The organism is Runella aurantiaca (genome assembly GCF_003339505.1).
GTDB lineage: Bacteria > Bacteroidota > Bacteroidia > Cytophagales > Spirosomataceae > Runella > Runella aurantiaca.
Window position 1 is genome coordinate 40237 of the sequence record NZ_QPIW01000020.1, and the last position, 17370, is coordinate 57606.

The following is a 17370-nucleotide window of genomic DNA, read 5'->3' on the forward strand; positions in this document are numbered from 1 at the left end:
TTAAAATTAAAGCTGGGCAAAACTACCCGGCCACAAAGAAAACATGCCTGATGGATGGATGGATAAGGCCAAATCCATTTTTAAAATGAATGGTACAGTATTTCAGAATGAATGGTCAGTTGCCTGCAGCGGCTTGCAACCACTTCCTAAATTCAGCACTTCGATAACGGCTCACCACGACTTGTTCTGTCGGCTGGTGTTGGTGCATGGGAGGGAACAGGGATACAATCAATTTGCGATTTACATCATCCTTTACTTCTTTCACCGCCCCCAAACCCGCTAGGATCTGCCGATTCAGCGGGAAGAAATATTGCCCCGCAAGCCGTTCCGTGAGCTGGGTCAGCGACTGATAACTTGTGGCCATCTTTGTGCCATCGGTCTTTACCAAAAGGACCATCCCGCCCGTAGAATAGAAATACGCGATCTCCGTAGGTTGCAGAATGAGCTGGCTGTGGTTGACTTCCACCCGAATCAGGTGCGGTGAATTCATTGTCGGTTCTTCTTTCCTTTGTCTGTCAAGCTCAGCCACCGACTTATCTTTTTGCCAATAAATTGTTCGAACCAAATACAATCCGATAAAAGACCCGTTGACGATCGTAGCGATGGTCGCACACACCACCGCCCCCGTCATGAACACCGAAGCGGCGGGCCAATACCCTGCGTAGACAAATTGTGACAAAGGGAATACCAACAGAAAAGTAAACAAAGTCGCCATGCCATTGACGACCATTTGGCGCCCTATACGTCGTACAGGATTGACATGAAAGGGCATTTTGGAATCCATCCATCGAAAAAGACGGACATTGACCTCCCAACACGAAAACATCACCGTCAGGACGGTCAAGAAGTACGGAAGCGGAAATTGGTAGGAAACATGCCAGGGAAACTGCTTTGTAAACACAACATGTGACGCCACCAAAGCCGCAATCGGAATGGCAATTGCCCTTGCGGCCCGGTCCTGTCGTTGCGAAAATGCCTTTTCCATATGGCAAACGTTACGGCAATTTTGACACTTTATTCTTCGTCAAAATCCTTATACACCAGTCCAATCTCTTGCCGCACGGCATCCAGCAACGAAATCAGGTTCATGCTATCGGTCAACGACCAGCTCTCGCTTTCCAGTTTACCGGCGCTTAAACACGCATTTACCTCTTCTATTTCATACTGATACCCCCAAGTTGGGCGGTCGAAAGTAAAGGTTTCGGTAGTTTCGTCGTCATAAGTGACCGTCACCGCCTTGCTTTCGTGCCAGCGCGAATCAATGGCTATGCTCCCTTTTTCTCCATATATAAACGCCTCGCATGGCGTATTGGCCATGAAAGTACAATCCAAAAAGGCAAACTGTTCGCCGGCATAGGTCAACGTCATGCCTGTCGATTCATCCACTTTTGTGGCGCCAAAAATAGCCTGCGCCGTAATTTTGGTTGGTTTTCCCAAAATCAGGTATGATAAAAACAACGGATAAATCCCAATGTCCAGCAGTGCGCCTCCTCCCAAATCCTTGTTAAAAGTCCGTTTGTCGACGTCGTAAGGCGCTTTAAATCCAAAGTCGGCCTTCACCCCCAACATTTTGCCAATGGCCCCAGATTCAATAATTTCGAGGGTTTTGAGCGTAGTAGGTAGAAACCTTGTCCATAGTGCTTCCATCAAAAACACATTTTTCCCACGTGCGGTGTGAATCATTTCACTCACTTGGGCAGTATTCATGGCAAAGGGTTTCTCGCACAAAACAGAAATACCAGCGTTGAGGCACAACAACGTATGGTCAAAATGGCCGATGTGCGGCGACGCAATATAGACTGCATCCAATTCTGGGCAATTGATAATTTCTTCGTAGCTGCCATACGTATACGTAGCGCCGTACTCGCGTGCAAACAGCTGCGCCCGGCCCAAGTCGCGGGAGGCTACCGCCGTGAGTTTGGCGTCTGCTACCTGCATTAAGTCTTGGGCAAATTTATGGGCAATGCGCCCCGGCCCGATGATTCCCCAACGTGTCATGTGGATTTTGGTTTGAGTTTAAACAAAGAAACCAATTACAATTTATAACTGCTAAAAAATACCAAAAATTATCATAAGAGTTGCAGAAAGCAACGAATTGCCCTAATTCTATGACAAACTTCCACAAGAATTACCCTAATTTTGTACAAATGTATCAATTACCAATGGTAGCTCCATTGAAGGCAAACCGTATTATTTACTGAATTTACCCTACTATTTAGCCACCCAAATTGACAACTATTTGGCATGGTTCCAAACTCAAATTGGACTTTAGAGGCGATTAATAAAACCTTAAGCATTTCTTTTGCTAAAAATAGCCGCTAAACGATACTGTAAAAAATACCCGTCGGAGGAGGTATCTGTTAGAAATTGTCTAGCTTTGTTAGAGACCTGCATACGTTAAATGAATAAGCTCATTATTATTTTACTTTGTTGTTTTGGGGCAGCAATGGCGCAGCTAAAACCTATCTCCAAAGAGGATAGCTTGCTGAGGTCCTCCAAAAAACAATGGCTAGACTCTCAAACTAAGCCCGCCCAAAAAGCCCAAGCCCTTCAAAGTATCGTTATTTCCTACTTTCAGAGTCAATCTTCTGCCGACTCTCTTGCTTTTTATAATGATTTATACCTCCGTTACGCGTTGCAGCACAAGCTCAACACTTTTATTGTTGACGCTTATGTTCAAAAAGTCAATGCCGAGCGCGGGCGAGGCGATTGGATTGCGTTGATAAAAACCGGACAGGAAGCTCTCCACAAGATAGATTCACTAAAAATATCCGTCTCTGCGCATCACAAAAGCCTTATCATTGATGAAATGGTATATGGGTACATTTTTTTAAGTGATATAGAAAACGCCGTTTCTTATACCCAACAGAGTATCGAGTCCCTCCAAAAAGAGAACCAAAACGGTGCAAACAACTTACAGATTTCGTTGATGTACCTGACTACCGCCCGCGCTTTTGGCTACACCAACGACTACCTTACATCTAGCCGCTACCTAGACAGCTCGCTGGTGTATATCAACCAAACTGACGACATATTACAAAAACACTACATCCTCAACGACTGGGTAAGCATCAAAATTGACCTTAAAAAGTACGCGGAGGTACTTCCTACCGCTTATCAGTGCCTGCGTTTCTTCGAAAAAAACACCAATAATCGCGGCTTGACCGAGATTCAGATGCTCATGGGTCGCCTCTTTTTAGGGTTAAAAAAGTACGATGAAGCGATTTATTTCAGTAAAAAAAACATTGAAAAAATCACCAATGCCCGGATTTTGTACCGGTTGTACGAAACACTGTACCACGCCTATAAAGCCAAAAATCGGTTGTCAGAAGCCCTCATTGCCCACGAACACTACATAGAGTTTAAAGATAAACTATTCAATGAACAAGTCGCTAACGCCAAGGTAGCTTTAGAAAGAAGATTCGCGGAAGAAAAAGCGGCTGTTTTGCTCAACAAAGAAAAGGCCGAAGTGGCGATTCAGAAACGTTATAGAAATTATTTCATTGCAGGCGCTATTCTATTGGCGATTGTCTCGGCGGGTTTGTTTTTTAATCGGAGGCTACTACAAAAACAAAGCCAAAAGATTGAATACCAAAGAGATACAATTGAAAAACTCAACGTCAATCTGGAAGCAAAGGTACAGAGTAGAACTGCCGAATTGCAAAAAGCCTACGACGAAATCAAAGACGCCATGCAACGCGGCCAGAACCTTAAACACAGGCGAATGGCCGCCGACCTGCACGATAACCTTGGGAGCCTTCTTAGCGCAATCAGTATTTCATTGGACAACATCGACCCTCAGCACCTCAATCATCGTGAAAAAAAAATCTACACCAATATCATTTCAATGACTGAAAATGCCTACTCAGAAATCAGGCTCCTCTCCCACAACCTTATGCCCGAAGTGCTCGAAAGAGAGGGTCTACCGCAGGCATTAGAACAGCTTACGAGAAAGCTTAACATGAATCAAAAAATTCATTTTTACCTAAAAATCAGAACGTTACCCACTCTTAACAAAACAGTTTCTCTGAATGTATACGCCATTTGTCTAGAACTCGTTCAGAACATCATCAAACACTCAAAAGCCACCGAATCTACCATTTGCATCTTTGAAAACGGCACAATATTGTGGGTAGAAGTAACCGACAATGGAAAAGGCTTACCAAACAACCAACATAAAGGCTTCGGAATCGGCAACATTCAAACGAGATTGGAGGCAATTAGGGGTGAGTTTTTGATTGATAAGGGCTATTCTAGAGGGACTAAAATTGTAATTTCAGTCCCCTTGGAGGATGATAAAATGGAGAATCCCGAAGTTATTAAATTGTAAATCACAAAATAAATCCTGATTTTCAAAGGTAGTTATGGTAAGCAGTCCACAAACAAAATTATCCTTCCCGCCGCTTTTTATACGCTTTGGCGAAGAAAAACAGCACGACGCCAAACAGCATTACCCCTCCAAAAGCGTACAAAAAGTCAAGCATATCTTTTAAAACCCCCAAAAGTACAATGCTAACCAAAAAGATGGTAGGAAGCTCATTGAGCAGACGAAACTGAAAGGAATCGTAAGGTTTTTGGCCTTTTTCGAGTTTGATGATAATACGTTTACACCAAAGATGATAAATCGTCAGAAGAATGATGATAGAAAATTTGACGTGGAACCAACCCATTTGCCAATAGGCAGGATTGAGAATGGTCATGGTCAGGCCGCAGGTCCAGGTGAGCATCATGGCAGGATTACAAATGATTTTGTAAGCACGCCACTCCATAAGTCCGAATTGTTCCTTAAAAGGTTGACGTAAATGCTCGGGTTTTTGGTCAGCTTCGGCGTGGTAAACAAACATCCGAACCAAATAAAATAAGCCTGCAAACCAGGCTACAGCACCGATAATGTGAAAGGCTTTGATGTAAAAAAGAGCCATGACTTGATGTTAATTGTTAATCGAAATAGAGTAATTTCAATAAAACCCCAAATAACGATTAACAATTAACAATTAACAAGTTTTGGACTATCCAACCAGTAATTTTTGGCCTTTGCGAACCATATTACCCCGTAAGCGATTGATTTTTTTCAAACGAGCTACATCTATTCCGTAGCGTTCGGCAATGGTAGACAAAGTATCTCCATGTTGTACACGATGATACCGAATTTTAATTTTTGCCTGAGCTTTTGCTTTAGAAGGTGCGGCAGCTACCTGCGGTAATGCCTTAAATTCTTTGAGAACAACCAGTCGTTTGCCTCGCTGAATGGAATTTGAACGCAGTTTGTTCCATTTTTTCAGCTCACTTGCACTTACACGATAACGACTGGCAATTTTCCCCAGCGTTTCGCCCTTGCGAACCGTATGGTATACTTTTTTGGTTTTAAGAACTGTATCGGTCTCATCAGCTTCTCCTTCCGTCTCCTCACCATTTTCCAAAACACTACCATTGGAAGCGAGCGCACCAACAGCACTAAAAGGCGATTTTGAAGCAGAATCCCAAATCATTTGACGGTTTTCGGTCAAATAATTATAACAATGATTAGGAACCCGCAACACACAATTCTTCGTTTTTGAGGGCAATTCAGTGTTGATAAGCATAGGGTTCAGCTTATACAGCTCATCCATTGTCATTCCCCCCAACTTTGCGAAAGTCATCAGATTAAAATATCCTGAAACCTGAATCGTATCCGACACCATTGGAAATTCAGGAACATCCGGAAACAGTCCGTGATCGGCATGGTAGTGCATCAAATAAGTCATTGCCACAAACTGAGGTACGTAATGGCGTGTTTGTTTGGGCAGGAAATTATAAATCCCCCAGAATGAACTCGACCCCGAACGGCGCATCGCGCGCTTTACGTTTCCAGGGCCTACGTTGTATGCGGCCAAAGCCATTTCCCAATCCCCAAATGCATTATAAAGGCGTTTTAAGTAACGACAAGCGGCGTCGGTCGATTTTACGGGGTCAAAGCGCTCATCTATGTAATCATCCTGATGCATTCCGTATTCGCGCCCCGTAGCGGGCATAAACTGCCACAAACCACCTGCTCCTGCGTAGGAGATAATGCGAGGATTCAGCCCTGACTCTATCAATGAGAGAAATTTCAACTCACGCGGCATGCCGTATTTTTCCAGGGTTTGCTCGTAGAGTGGAAAAAAAAGATGCATCTGCTCCAGCATTCGCTTAACGAAGTCTGGCTTGCGATAAATAAAGTGTTCAACAAATTGATGTGTAACCTTATGATACCTCAGCGGAATCTCGTTTTGTAACTTGGCCAAACGTTCTCGAATCACCATTTCAGGCACCGTCGAATCCGCGAAGGCTTCCACCTGCAACAGTTCTTCTTCTCCCGTGTTGGTGCTTGTTTCTACATTTTGTGAACGACCGGATGTGCCGGTTCCAAGCCAAAACATTCCCATCAACATTCCTATCCCCGCGATTCGCTTCAATTCCATCATTGCTTTTGGTATTTTCTCGTTAGGTTTTACATTTGTTTTGTTTCGTTTTTGATGGCTGTGTATCTACGCAACAGATGGTTGCGCTGTATTTGTTTCTGTTATTTGATTTGAAAAAGCCAACAATTCGGCCTCTCCAAAAGGTTTTCCCATGATTTGCAATCCCATGGGCAATCCCTGCGCATCTACTCCGTTGGGAATGGAGATGGCGGGATTTCCCACTACATTGGCCTGCACCGTAAAAATATCTGCCAAATACATTTGCAACGGGTCTTCGGTTTTATCCCCAATCGGAAAGGCCGTGGTGGGTGTAGTTGGCATCAGTAAAAAATCATATTTTTCAAATACCCGGTCAGTTTGTTCTTTCATCAACCGACGTACTTTCTGGGCTTTGGTATAATATGCATCATAATAACTCGCGCTCAGTACAAACGTTCCGAGCATAATCCTACGCTTCACTTCTTTTCCAAAGCCTTCACTGCGTGATTTCTTGTAAAGAGAAGTTAAATCTTCCGCATTGCTACTTCTATGGCCGTAACGTACCCCATCAAATCGGGAAAGATTTGAGCTGGATTCGGCCGTTGTGAGAATATAATACGTGGGAAGAATGTACGAAAGTAAATCAAAGTCTACTGGCTCTACCGTATGGCCCTGCTCGCGAAGCACTTCCAATTTAGCCAACATGGCTTGTTTCATTTCTGGCTGCAATCCTTCACTTTCTACCCCCTCGCGCAGGTATCCAATGCGCAGAGGATGTTTGAGAAGGCCCGATAAATGCGTATAATCACCAACGGGTTGCGTTGAGACAGTACTGTCGAATTCGTCAGCACCCGCCATGATTTCTAGCAGTAGTGCCGCATCTTCCACACTTTTGGTGATGGGGCCTATGCAGTCAAACGAAGAACCATACGCCACCAAACCCCAACGCGAAATGCGTCCGTAAGTAGGCTTAAAACCAACCAATCCGCAAAAAGCCGCTGGTTGGCGCACAGAGCCACCCGTATCAGACCCCAGAGAAGCCAAACACATATCGGCCTGCACAGCTACCGCTGACCCTCCTGAGGAGCCACCCGGCACGCGGGTAACGTCGGCGGCGTTTCTAACTACCCCAAAGGCCGAGTTTTCATTGGAAGAGCCCATGGCAAACTCATCGCAATTCTGACGACCGATGATGATGGCATCCTCGTCCAAAATTCGCTGCACGGCAGTTGCCGTAAACTGCGACACGAATCCATCCAGAATGTTACTACCTGCTTGTAAGCCGTGGTCTTTATAGCACAGTACATCTTTGATTCCAACCACCATCCCAGCCAATCGCCCTGCTTTTCCTGCCGCAATTTTTAGGTCAATCTCTTCAGCCCGCTGCCGAGCCTCTTCCCCATAAACTGCCACAAAAGCATTCAATTGAGCGTTTTTCTCTTCAATATTTTTTAGATAATACGCTACCAACTGACGACACGAAACGGAACCGTCATTCAAATCTGCCTGTATTTCACGAAGCGATGTGTAGTACTTCAAAACGAAAGGGGATAAGTAAGATAAACTTAGGTTGGTACAAAATAAAAAATCGGCAGTAGTGCTAACACTACTGCTGATTTTAGGTGTTTGAGCTTATTTTACATTGTAACGTTGAAAAAAACGCCCAATGTATCAAACTTTGTCCTAGCGACTTACGTCATCCAGTCCTTTTTCGATGTTTTCTTTTACCTCTTTAGAGGCATCTTTAAACTCACGAATGCCTTTTCCCAACCCTTTCATGAGTTCAGGAATTTTTTTCGCTCCGAAAAGCAATAATACGATAAGGCCTATCAGAAGGATTTCTTGTCCTCCTAAGCCTAAAATCAAGAAAATCGAAAGCATATTCATCAGAAAAATACAGTTAGTGATTGTTAGCTATGTGTTATTTGAAAACTGCGTTCAACTTTCAAATAACTATTTTATTACTTCAATAAAACGAATTAAGGGGTCAATTTTACCTTATATTTTTAAAATTTAACCCATTTTTAAAATTCTGTTCTGCAAAATTAACAACAATTTCTCGAAATATCAGTCTATTGAGATGGTATTTCGTTTAGATTCCCATTCACGGAAGTCATTCAAGTCGGTGCCAATAGCATTAAAAAGCCATACAATGAGGGCAATATCGTCGGTAAAACCCACCACCGGCAAAATATCCGGAATAAAATCAATGGGCGAAAGAAAATAAATCAACACGGCAATAATGCGCGTCAGTGTTTTCCAAGGCACAATTCTATAATCTCCCGTAGCATAGGCCTTAAGTAATCGTGTCAAAACCCCAACTTTTTCCCTCAAGGCTTCATAGCCCGCCCCTTTCAGCGCGTTGGTTTTGTTTAAAACATCACGTAAAAGTTGCAAAAGACTACCCGTGTTGCGCGCATAACGGCCCGCTTTGCCCGTAGCAGTTTTAAAAAAGACAGACTTCAATACCCGTACAAGAATATTATCAGTAGTAGACCCGGAAGGCATTTTTTACTTAAAAGTTTAATGTTTAAAAGTTATTTTAATCTAAAACCTATAAACGTTAAATACCTTAAAAAGATTTATAAACCCTCTAAAATTAAATTTCACAAAGGGTTATTATTCCGAAATCCATCTTTCACGCAGGCATAGTTGATGAATATGCTCATAGTGGTGCTCGCTGTGCCAAGCATACATAGCAACCACTTCTTGCAAGGCAAATACTCGCTTTGTTTCGGGATGAAAATAGGTACGCTGCAACTCTGCTTCGGTCAGTGAATTAAGCAGCATGACCCAACGCAAATGCAGGTATTTTAGCAACTGCAACGACCAATCTAAGGGCGCGCCTTTCCCATCAGCCAGCTCCGCCCAAAGCGCCTCTTCATAAGGTTTTATGAAGGGGTTGTCTTCGGTCAGTGCCAATTTAAAACGAATGTAGGCATTCATGTGGCTATCGGCCACGTGATGCACTGTTTGAGCAATCGTCCATCCGCCAGCGCGATAGGGGGTCTCTAATTGGCTTGCACTTAACGGATTGACGATATTAAACAGTTTGGAAGGCAAAGCACTGATGGTCTGAATCTGTGATTTGGTTTCAGCCATTGTGTATGTTTTACCAGTTTGAAACCGACCGATAGGATATTTGAGTGATTCCATGCGCTTTTAAATTGTCATTTTAACGAACTGCTGTTTTATTTATCTTCCAAAATCATCCTGCACCCGTACGATATCCTCTTCATCTGAGGGATTTGTGGCATCGGTGTGTTGCCAAATTTCGGCCAAAATCCCCCATTCCGCCAGCCCAACCAGTCGATGACGTTCTCCTTGTTTCAACACAATCAACTCACCAGGCTGATAAGATTTTACTTCTGTTTCCTCGTCGGTTTCACTCGTCACAACGCCAACTGTACCCGATACTACCCGCCAAATTTCGGCGCGGCGGTGGTGGTATTGCCACGAGAGTCGCTTTTCGGGAGCTACTACCAGAATTTTGGGGCTCAATTTTTGGGTAATTTGCAACGAAGAAAGCTCTACAGTTGGAAAATACGTAGCCGCAAATTGAGGGGTTTGCGACTCATCCAAGACAAAAAAGCCTCCCCAAGGGCGAGTCTGGTCTTCTTTCACAACGTTGAATCCTTGCTCAGCCAACGAGGCCGCAATCTTCGAAAATACTTCCTGTTTTGTGGGTACAATCGGTTCCATTAAAAAAATGATATAGGTGAAGCGTAAAGTTAGAAAAATCTTGTAAAGTAATCTCCGTATTTTTGCCCGAATTTTAAACTATTCTCATGTCTTACCCACAGCTAGAAGTCTCATTACCCACCCATAAAAAAATTTATTTTGCCTCTGATTTCCACCTCGGTGCCCCAAATCATACCGAAAGCATGGTTCGTGAAAGACGATTAGTACGCTGGCTGGAGTCGATTCGGCATGATGCCCAAATGATATGCTTAGTGGGTGATTTGTTTGATTTTTGGTACGAACACCGCCGGGTCGTTCCGCAAGGCTTCGTGCGGTTTATGGGAAAATTGGCAGAGCTTACCGATGCGGGAATTCAAATCATTGCCTTCCCCGGCAATCATGACATGTGGATGAGCGGATATTTTGAAAAAGAATTGAATATTCAAACGTTTCGTGAGCCGCTCGAATTATCGGTCAGCGCTCAAGGCAGCACAACTCGTTTTTTTATCACCCACGGCGATGGGCGCGGCCCGGGAGACCATTCGTATAAAGTACTTCAACGAGTATTTGAGAGTCGGTTGGCTCGGTGGTCTTTTGGCAATATCCTTCATCCTGATTGGGCACTTTGGCTGGGGCAAACCTGGGCAAGTCATAGTTGGCGCAAAAACGACAAAGAAATCAAACCTAAGTTTCTGGGTGAAGAAAAGGAATGGTTATTGCTGTACGCCAAAGAAGAGGAGAAAAAAGCACACCACGATTATTATGTATTTGGCCACCGACACATTGAGTTGGATTACCCCGTCAATGACCAAAGTCGCATTTTTATCTTGGGGGATTGGATAGTTGACAATACCTACGCCATATTTGACGGTAAGGCCATGAAGTTGCATAATTATCCCCACCACAGTCCTGAAAAGTAATCGTTATTTTTTCATAACATCCTGACGAGTAATGCTTTCCCTTGGAGCTTGGTTGAGAATCGAACGGTATTCTTTCTTTTTGAGGTCACCGTTTTTGACGGAATTGATGAATTTAGCCCAAGCAAAGGGATTTAAAAATGGAATTGCCGTGGTAAAACTTCGGTTGGCGGCATTTTCACGACCAAAGATTTGCTGATCCATAAAGTTTCGATAGTTGCCCGCCGCACTCAACGGCGTCACCGCCGCCATCTGCATTAGCAACTCCTGACGGGTGTTTTGTTCAAGATTTGCCCGTTCAAATTCATCAGGAAGTTTCATGGCGACAAACGCCTTCTTAAACTCCTCCTCGGTAGCATACGGATAAACCTTTACTTCCGCCAACGTTTTTACGTCTTCTTTCATCAGAATAATGGCCGAATAAGACTCCTCCATGTGCCGACGTGGAATAATGTGGTATTGCTTTTGGTAACCCAAATAACTGAACACAATACTATCGCCCGGAAATACAGGTAACGCAAAGTAGCCACCTTCATCAGCCAATGTACCCCGGCCAGCCCGAGGTATTAAAATATAGGCTTTGCCCAAAGTTTGTGTTCCTTTTACACCTACTACCCTTCCCGTAAACATGATACTTTTGACCTGGCCTTGTGCTTTTACTTCCGACGAAGTTACTGCACTCACCAGTATCGCCAAAATCAAAATAAGGAAGTTGTATTTTATATTAAGTTGCATGATTTACTTTTTATATTCCCGGCCCAAACGTCCTATTTCTTTAACGCCTGGGTTTAGGAAAAAATTTTAACAAATGTCACAATAAAGGGTGTGGAAAGCAATAACCCATCAAATCGGTCTAAAAACCCCCCATGTCCAGGAATCGTACTTCCAGAATCTTTGATTGCAATACTCCGTTTGAACAACGACTCCACAAGGTCACCTAAAGTGCTTGAAACAACCATGAGCGCCCCAATGCAGTACCACTCCCATGGGCGGTGTGATGTAAAATAAGTACCCAGTGCAAACGCAACTACTCCCGCCAACAAGGCACCTCCTGCGGCCCCTTCCCAAGATTTTTTGGGAGATACGCGTTCAAACAATTTTCGTTTTCCAAAATAAGTCCCTGCAAAATAAGCTCCGATGTCAGTAGACCAAAGCAGCAACAAACACCCCAGCACAATTTCATAGTTGTACGTACCACCACGCATGGCCAGTACGCTTAAAAGAGAAAAAGGAATGGCGACGTAAATAATACCCAAAAAAGTGAATGCAATATTCTGAAAAGGTTTGAGATCCCGTTTTTTGTAGAGCTTAATAAAGAATATCATCGTCACCATCGGGCTGATGAGAAAATAATTTTGAAAATCAACGATTTCTTTCTCAATCAAAAATGTAATGACGTTGATAAACACCCCACACATTGTGCCATAATACGTCAGCGGTTGATTTCCATCCAACCCAAGAAGTTTATAAAATTCGAGTTGGGTAAAGATACTTATGCCACAGAAAAGCAACAGGAACGTCCAGTCGGCGTATAAAATTGCGCCCACGATGATGGACACCCCAGCTATGGCAGCAATGATGCGTTGTTGTAAATTTGAAAGACTATCCAAACGAGATTTCATTCACTACAATTGTTTTGGCAATGATAGCATCTTTCACGGGAACATACAACTCACATTTTCCAAAATGGTAACTGCTATCCTGTTTATTGATGATTACAGCGGAGATTCCTTGCTGTTCCAAATATTCGCGCACAATTTCGGCACGGTGCTGAAAACTTGTTTCAAACACTTTTTCCCAGTTGCTAGGTACCATTCGTCAGATTAGTGCTTCGTTGAGAAACTACCTTTAGATTTAACAACAGTGCGGCCGTAAATATCAGCGAAAGAACCGCTCCAATCCAAGATACCGACGATTCTGCTGAGGATATTTCAAAGTCAAGCACTTTGCGGTGAGACAGAAATATGGCTAAAACCGTGAGTCCATTATTAATAAAATGAGCTAAAATAGGAGCCCATAAGTTTCGGGTCCAAAAATACAAATAGCCAAACATTGCCCCTAAAAGCAATCTGGGCACAAATCCATAAAATTGGAGGTGAATAGCGCTAAACAAAGCCGCAGTCAGCCAAACAGAAGCATGTACATCCCTAATTTTATGAAATATTTTCCGCTGAATAATTCCTCGAAACAGTACTTCTTCACCAACGGCAGGAATCACGGCAATGACACACAAGGCAACGACGAATTTCAACCAGGAATCAAAATCGGTCAAAAATTGCGTCATGCCCGCCAATTCATCTTCTTTGTACCGCATCCAATTTTCAACCCGCTGTAGGCCTTCGGGCAAATGAAGGTGGCTGTTCCATTCAATAATCCAACTGTTGAGGGGCAGAAAAGCAATGACTGTAAATAAAACCATCGCCAAAGTCAAAAAGGAGGGAGCAGGTCGACTTATAAACTCTTCCACTCGGTGCTGTTCGGACCAACGCCAATAAACAACGCCAGGAATCAGAAAAGTAAAAAGGTGGGAAACGGAGTGAAGTATCATTAAATACCACCATGCATGAAGAAACAGCTGCGGTTCCTGAATCATCTGCGAAATTTGCTCTAAGTTGCTTGGCCCTCCGAAGAGCACGCCAATCAGAAGAATCACAAGCATAGCCACAATATTACCAATAGACATCCCAAGCAAAACCAGCCCAAGCAATAACATTACATTACGCCAAGGAGGACGTTGCGGAACGCTATGAATAATTTCTGGCTGAATCTCTTCCACAGGTTAGGGTTTTAAACGTACGCAAATATAATATTACCCACAAAAATACGATACCTCTATCTATTTATAAGTTTAAATATACAGAAATACAACGTTTCAATAAAAAAGCAGGCTTCTAGAATCCCTAAAAGCCTGCTTAATATTATAATTGAAAATTTATAATGTTCGTTTTACTTCTTTCATTTCAAAGCTTTCAACAATATCCCCTACTTGAAGGTCATTGAAACCTCTGATGCTAAGTCCGAATTCGAAGCCTGATTTCACTTCGTTTACATCATCTTTGTAACGTTTCAGCTGTGAAATATCGCCTTCGTGTACCACGATAAAGTCGCGGATTACTCTGACTTTATTGTTACGTTTGATAATACCATCAGTTACATAAGAACCTGCTACGGTACCTATCTTACTGATTTTGAACACCTCACGTACTTCTGCGTTACCCACAATTGCTTCTTCCATCGTTGGTTCTAGCATACCCGCCATGGCATCTTTTACTTCGTTGATGGCATCGTAGATAACCGAATACAAACGAATTTCGATTTGCTCCTGCTCAGCGAGTTTTTTCGCATTGTTTGACGGGCGAACCTGGAATCCAACAATGATTGCATCGGAAGCAATCGCTAGGTTAATATCTGATTCTGCAATCTGACCAACCGCCTTATTGATGATATTTACCTGTACTTCTTCCGTCGAAAGTTTGAGTAGCGAATCGGAAAGTGCTTCTACCGAACCGTCCACGTCACCTTTGACGATAATATTCAATTCTTTAAAGGTACCAATTGCTTTTCTTCGGCCGATTTCTTCCAACGTAATGTGTTTACGGGTACGGATGGTTTGCTCACGCATGATTTGCTCACGCTTATTAGCGATTTCACGCGCTTCGCGTTCGTTCTCCATCACGTTAAATTTATCACCCGCTTGAGGAGCACCGTTCAACCCTAAAAGTTGTACAGGGGTCGATGGGCCTGCTTCTTTAAGACGTGCCCCTGTGGCGTCAAACATGGCACGAACCCGTCCAAAGTGCGCACCCGCCAAAATCACATCACCGACTTTCAAGGTACCTGTTTGTACCAAAATCGTTGCCACATATCCACGACCTTTATCAAGCGATGCTTCGACTACCGTTCCAGAAGCTCTACGGTTCGGATTTGCTTTCAGTTCGAGCAAGTCGGCTTCCAGCAACACTTTTTCCATCAAGTCAGGAATACCTACCCCCGATTTTGATGAAATTTCCTGAGTTTGGTATTTACCGCCCCATTCTTCCACCAAAATATTCATGTTGGCTAATGCCTCACGTATCTTTTCGGTGTTAGCTCCAGGCTTATCTATTTTACTAAATGCAAATACAATCGGAACGTTGGCATTCTGAGCGTGATTTATTGCCTCTCTCGTTTGAGGCATGATAGAGTCATCTGCCGCAATGACGATGATAACAACATCCGTCAATTTAGCTCCACGAGCACGCATGGCCGTAAACGCTTCGTGACCTGGTGTATCTAAGAACGCGATTCTACGTCCGCCGTCTGTTTTTACACTGTAGGCGCCAATGTGCTGCGTAATACCCCCTGCTTCACCCGCCGCAACTCGTGTACGACGAATATAGTCAAGCAATGATGTTTTACCGTGGTCAACGTGACCCATGATGGTTACAATCGGTGCACGTTCAAGCAAATCTTCGTCCGCATCTACTTCTACTTTTACATCTCCCTGAATTTCTTCTTCGGCAGATATAAACTCGACTTCATAACCAAATTCATCGGCAATCAGCGTGATACTTTCCGCATCCAAACGTTGGTTGATGGAAACGAACATACCCATGCTCAAACAAACCGAAATTACTTCCTGCACCGATACGTCCATCAAAGATGACAGTTCGTTAGCCGAAATAAACTCTGTTACTTTCAACACTTTGGCATCTTCCTGCTCCTGCATCATGCGCTCTTCGGCAGCATCTGCCCGCAAACGACGACGTTCACGGCGCTTATCTGCGCCAAAGTTCTTACCACTAGTAGTACCGCTCAAGCGGGCATAAGTAGCCTTGATTGAGTCAGCCACTTCTTTGTCGCTGATTTCATCTTTACGCTCTCTACGGCCATTACCGCCTTTTTTATTGGCATTCGTATTCGTATTGTTGGTCGCTGGTCCTTTTTTAGCAGCTCCACCAGCGGTATTTGCATTAGGTGCTGTTGTATTAGGCGTCGCGTTGGCATTAGGAGTTGCATTTGCCGGAGCATTGGTTTTTGAACCATCCCGTTGGCCATGTTGGTACTGCGTGATGGGCCGGTCATTCTGATTCTGTTTTCCCTTATTAGCAGGGTTATTGGGATTAGCTGCCGGGGCATTGTCAGTAACTTTCTCTCCTTTGCGCAACCGTTTACGTTTGCGTTTTTTGTCCTTGTCTTTATCTCGATTTCCTCCGTCACCACCTCGGCGCTCGGTAGGAAGTTCAATCTTTCCTAGAATGGTGAGTCCTTTCAAGGTTTCACCTTTTGCTTCAATCAATACCGGCTCGGGTTCTGGCTCAGGGGCAGGAACTTCTTTAGGAGGCTCGGGTTGTTTTACCTTAACAGGTTGTTGAGGGCGTTCTGTCCGAGGAGTAAACGGCTGTGGTTTAGCAGGTTCTTCCTTGGGTTTTGGTTGAGGTGCAGGTTTGAGTTCCACCACTGGTTCTTGTACCACTTCTACTTTGGGTTCTATGATTGGCTCTACTTTTGGCTCTGCTTTCGGTAACTCCTCAATAGGCTTAATTTCGGGTACGGGTGCGGCTTCCACAGGCAGGACAACTTCTGCTTTGATTTCAACCACAGGCAATGCTACTTCCTTCACAGGCTCTGGCATCGTTACTTCCGGCTTTTTCTCTTCAACAGGTTTTTCTGCCACCGGAGTCTCTTCTATTTTCTTCTCTTCAACAACCACTTCTGGTTTCTTCTCTTCAACAATAATCACCTCTGGTTTTTTCTCTTCAACAACGGGAGGTGCCAGCTTAAGCTCTTCCTCAGGTTTTGGTGGAGTCGGAACGGGTACATTAATTGGTTTGGGAGCATCCAAATCAATTTTCCCAACGACTTTCAGTCCAATAATTGGTGTTTCGGGAAGCTCAGATTCCAGAAGTTTTTCTTCTTTTTCTGGCTGTGGTTCTGAAACAACTGGTTTAGGAGCATTGGCAGCCGACTGCGATGTACGAAAATAAAGTACAGGGCTATCTTCTGACTTAGGTTGTGGCGCAGCAGGTTCCTCTTTTTTGGGGGCAATCCCCCCCAACAGCGCATCCACCTTGAACTCTTTAGACAGAAATTCAAGCTGTTCAGCGTTTAACTTTGTATTGGGATTATTATCAACCTTAAAGCCTTTAGCACCCAAAATACTGGCAACCGCAGCGTGGCTACGATTTAGTATTCGAGCTGCTTGACTAAGGCGCATACTTTTTTCTTCCGACATACTGGAAATAGACGTACCGAAGTACGAGTTATTGGTTATTCGTTATTAGGGAAACCCTGGAAAATTAACCCAAAGATACAGATTTATTTTTCAACTACGTTTATCTGTTCTCTGTACGTCAAGTATAGTCAGCAATTAA

General features: G+C 43.7%; 16 protein-coding genes. 2 read left to right on the forward strand and 14 right to left on the reverse strand.

What is annotated here, in order from left to right; genetic code table 11:
• Positions 1 to 115: 115 nt before the first annotated feature.
• The gene (locus DVG78_RS20690; protein WP_114462948.1) at positions 116 to 985 is read right to left on the reverse strand and encodes a LytTR family DNA-binding domain-containing protein; all 870 of its coding nucleotides are present in this window, start codon (positions 983 to 985) and stop codon (positions 116 to 118) included.
• A gap of 29 nt (positions 986 to 1014) precedes the next feature.
• Positions 1015 to 1998 carry a Gfo/Idh/MocA family protein gene (locus DVG78_RS20695; RefSeq protein ID WP_114462949.1) on the reverse strand — a complete coding sequence of 328 codons (984 nt, stop codon included), beginning with the start codon at positions 1996 to 1998 and terminating at the stop codon, positions 1015 to 1017.
• 403 nt (positions 1999 to 2401) lie between these two features.
• Between DVG78_RS20695 and DVG78_RS20700 the strand changes: the two genes are divergently transcribed.
• Complete coding sequence (locus DVG78_RS20700) at positions 2402 to 4330, forward strand: sensor histidine kinase (protein WP_114462950.1); 1929 nt, start codon at positions 2402 to 2404, stop codon at positions 4328 to 4330.
• 58 nt (positions 4331 to 4388) lie between these two features.
• Here the strand turns inward: DVG78_RS20700 and hemJ are convergent, their stop codons facing one another.
• The 7 genes from hemJ to DVG78_RS20735 form a co-directional block, all read right to left on the reverse strand.
• Positions 4389 to 4922, reverse strand: coding sequence for a protoporphyrinogen oxidase HemJ (gene hemJ / locus DVG78_RS20705; RefSeq protein ID WP_114462951.1), 534 nt, complete (start codon positions 4920 to 4922; stop codon positions 4389 to 4391).
• Positions 4923 to 5009: 87 nt separating this feature from the next.
• Entirely contained in the window at positions 5010 to 6443 is a 1434-nt protein-coding gene (locus tag DVG78_RS20710; protein WP_114462952.1) for a lytic transglycosylase domain-containing protein, read from the reverse strand.
• 63 nt (positions 6444 to 6506) lie between these two features.
• Positions 6507 to 7958, reverse strand: coding sequence for an Asp-tRNA(Asn)/Glu-tRNA(Gln) amidotransferase subunit GatA (gene gatA, locus DVG78_RS20715; RefSeq protein WP_114462953.1), 1452 nt, complete (start codon positions 7956 to 7958; stop codon positions 6507 to 6509).
• A gap of 144 nt (positions 7959 to 8102) precedes the next feature.
• The gene (locus DVG78_RS20720) at positions 8103 to 8306 is read right to left on the reverse strand and encodes a Sec-independent protein translocase subunit TatA/TatB (protein ID WP_114462954.1); all 204 of its coding nucleotides are present in this window, start codon (positions 8304 to 8306) and stop codon (positions 8103 to 8105) included.
• A 180-nt stretch (positions 8307 to 8486) separates the two neighbouring features.
• On the reverse strand, positions 8487 to 8927 hold the full coding sequence (locus DVG78_RS20725; RefSeq protein WP_114462955.1) for a YkvA family protein: 441 nt from the start codon (positions 8925 to 8927) through the stop codon (positions 8487 to 8489).
• 111 nt (positions 8928 to 9038) lie between these two features.
• On the reverse strand, positions 9039 to 9575 hold the full coding sequence (locus DVG78_RS20730) for a YfiT family bacillithiol transferase (protein WP_114462956.1): 537 nt from the start codon (positions 9573 to 9575) through the stop codon (positions 9039 to 9041).
• A 39-nt stretch (positions 9576 to 9614) separates the two neighbouring features.
• Complete coding sequence (locus tag DVG78_RS20735) at positions 9615 to 10121, reverse strand: cupin domain-containing protein (RefSeq protein WP_114462957.1); 507 nt, start codon at positions 10119 to 10121, stop codon at positions 9615 to 9617.
• Positions 10122 to 10207: 86 nt separating this feature from the next.
• On the opposite strand from DVG78_RS20735, the gene DVG78_RS20740 reads away from it, so the two are divergent.
• Positions 10208 to 11020 carry a UDP-2,3-diacylglucosamine diphosphatase gene (locus DVG78_RS20740; protein WP_114462958.1) on the forward strand — a complete coding sequence of 271 codons (813 nt, stop codon included), beginning with the start codon at positions 10208 to 10210 and terminating at the stop codon, positions 11018 to 11020.
• A 3-nt stretch (positions 11021 to 11023) separates the two neighbouring features.
• Here the strand turns inward: DVG78_RS20740 and DVG78_RS20745 are convergent, their stop codons facing one another.
• The 5 genes from DVG78_RS20745 to infB form a co-directional block, all read right to left on the reverse strand.
• On the reverse strand, positions 11024 to 11752 hold the full coding sequence (locus DVG78_RS20745; protein ID WP_114462959.1) for a carboxypeptidase-like regulatory domain-containing protein: 729 nt from the start codon (positions 11750 to 11752) through the stop codon (positions 11024 to 11026).
• Positions 11753 to 11805: 53 nt separating this feature from the next.
• Positions 11806 to 12639, reverse strand: a complete 834-nt coding sequence (locus DVG78_RS20750) for a phosphatidate cytidylyltransferase (RefSeq protein ID WP_114462960.1) — start codon at positions 12637 to 12639, stop codon at positions 11806 to 11808.
• Complete coding sequence (locus DVG78_RS20755; protein ID WP_114066937.1) at positions 12620 to 12832, reverse strand: putative signal transducing protein; 213 nt, start codon at positions 12830 to 12832, stop codon at positions 12620 to 12622. Before DVG78_RS20755 ends, DVG78_RS20750 begins: the two co-directional genes overlap by 20 nt.
• Complete coding sequence (locus tag DVG78_RS20760) at positions 12822 to 13793, reverse strand: CPBP family intramembrane glutamic endopeptidase (RefSeq protein WP_114462961.1); 972 nt, start codon at positions 13791 to 13793, stop codon at positions 12822 to 12824. Before DVG78_RS20760 ends, DVG78_RS20755 begins: the two co-directional genes overlap by 11 nt.
• A 156-nt stretch (positions 13794 to 13949) precedes the next feature.
• Positions 13950 to 17213 carry a translation initiation factor IF-2 gene (gene infB, locus DVG78_RS20765; RefSeq protein WP_445508809.1) on the reverse strand — a complete coding sequence of 1088 codons (3264 nt, stop codon included), beginning with the start codon at positions 17211 to 17213 and terminating at the stop codon, positions 13950 to 13952.
• Between the last annotated feature and the right edge of the window lie 157 nt (positions 17214 to 17370).

Bases quoted from the DNA above. Each gene is read 5' to 3' on its own strand.
- DVG78_RS20690 (WP_114462948.1), bottom strand. From the start codon at position 985: ATGGAAAAGGCATTTTCGCAACGACAGGACCGGGCCGCAAGGGCAATT.
- DVG78_RS20695 (WP_114462949.1), bottom strand. From the start codon at position 1,998: ATGACACGTTGGGGAATCATCGGGCCGGGGCGCATTGCCCATAAATTT.
- DVG78_RS20700 (WP_114462950.1), top strand. From the start codon at position 2,402: ATGAATAAGCTCATTATTATTTTACTTTGTTGTTTTGGGGCAGCAATG.
- hemJ (WP_114462951.1), bottom strand. From the start codon at position 4,922: ATGGCTCTTTTTTACATCAAAGCCTTTCACATTATCGGTGCTGTAGCC.
- DVG78_RS20710 (WP_114462952.1), bottom strand. From the start codon at position 6,443: ATGATGGAATTGAAGCGAATCGCGGGGATAGGAATGTTGATGGGAATG.
- DVG78_RS20720 (WP_114462954.1), bottom strand. From the start codon at position 8,306: ATGAATATGCTTTCGATTTTCTTGATTTTAGGCTTAGGAGGACAAGAA.
- DVG78_RS20725 (WP_114462955.1), bottom strand. From the start codon at position 8,927: ATGCCTTCCGGGTCTACTACTGATAATATTCTTGTACGGGTATTGAAG.
- DVG78_RS20730 (WP_114462956.1), bottom strand. From the start codon at position 9,575: ATGGAATCACTCAAATATCCTATCGGTCGGTTTCAAACTGGTAAAACA.
- DVG78_RS20735 (WP_114462957.1), bottom strand. From the start codon at position 10,121: ATGGAACCGATTGTACCCACAAAACAGGAAGTATTTTCGAAGATTGCG.
- DVG78_RS20740 (WP_114462958.1), top strand. From the start codon at position 10,208: ATGTCTTACCCACAGCTAGAAGTCTCATTACCCACCCATAAAAAAATT.
- DVG78_RS20745 (WP_114462959.1), bottom strand. From the start codon at position 11,752: ATGCAACTTAATATAAAATACAACTTCCTTATTTTGATTTTGGCGATA.
- DVG78_RS20750 (WP_114462960.1), bottom strand. From the start codon at position 12,639: ATGAAATCTCGTTTGGATAGTCTTTCAAATTTACAACAACGCATCATT.
- DVG78_RS20755 (WP_114066937.1), bottom strand. From the start codon at position 12,832: ATGGTACCTAGCAACTGGGAAAAAGTGTTTGAAACAAGTTTTCAGCAC.
- infB (WP_445508809.1), bottom strand. From the start codon at position 17,213: ATGCGCCTTAGTCAAGCAGCTCGAATACTAAATCGTAGCCACGCTGCG.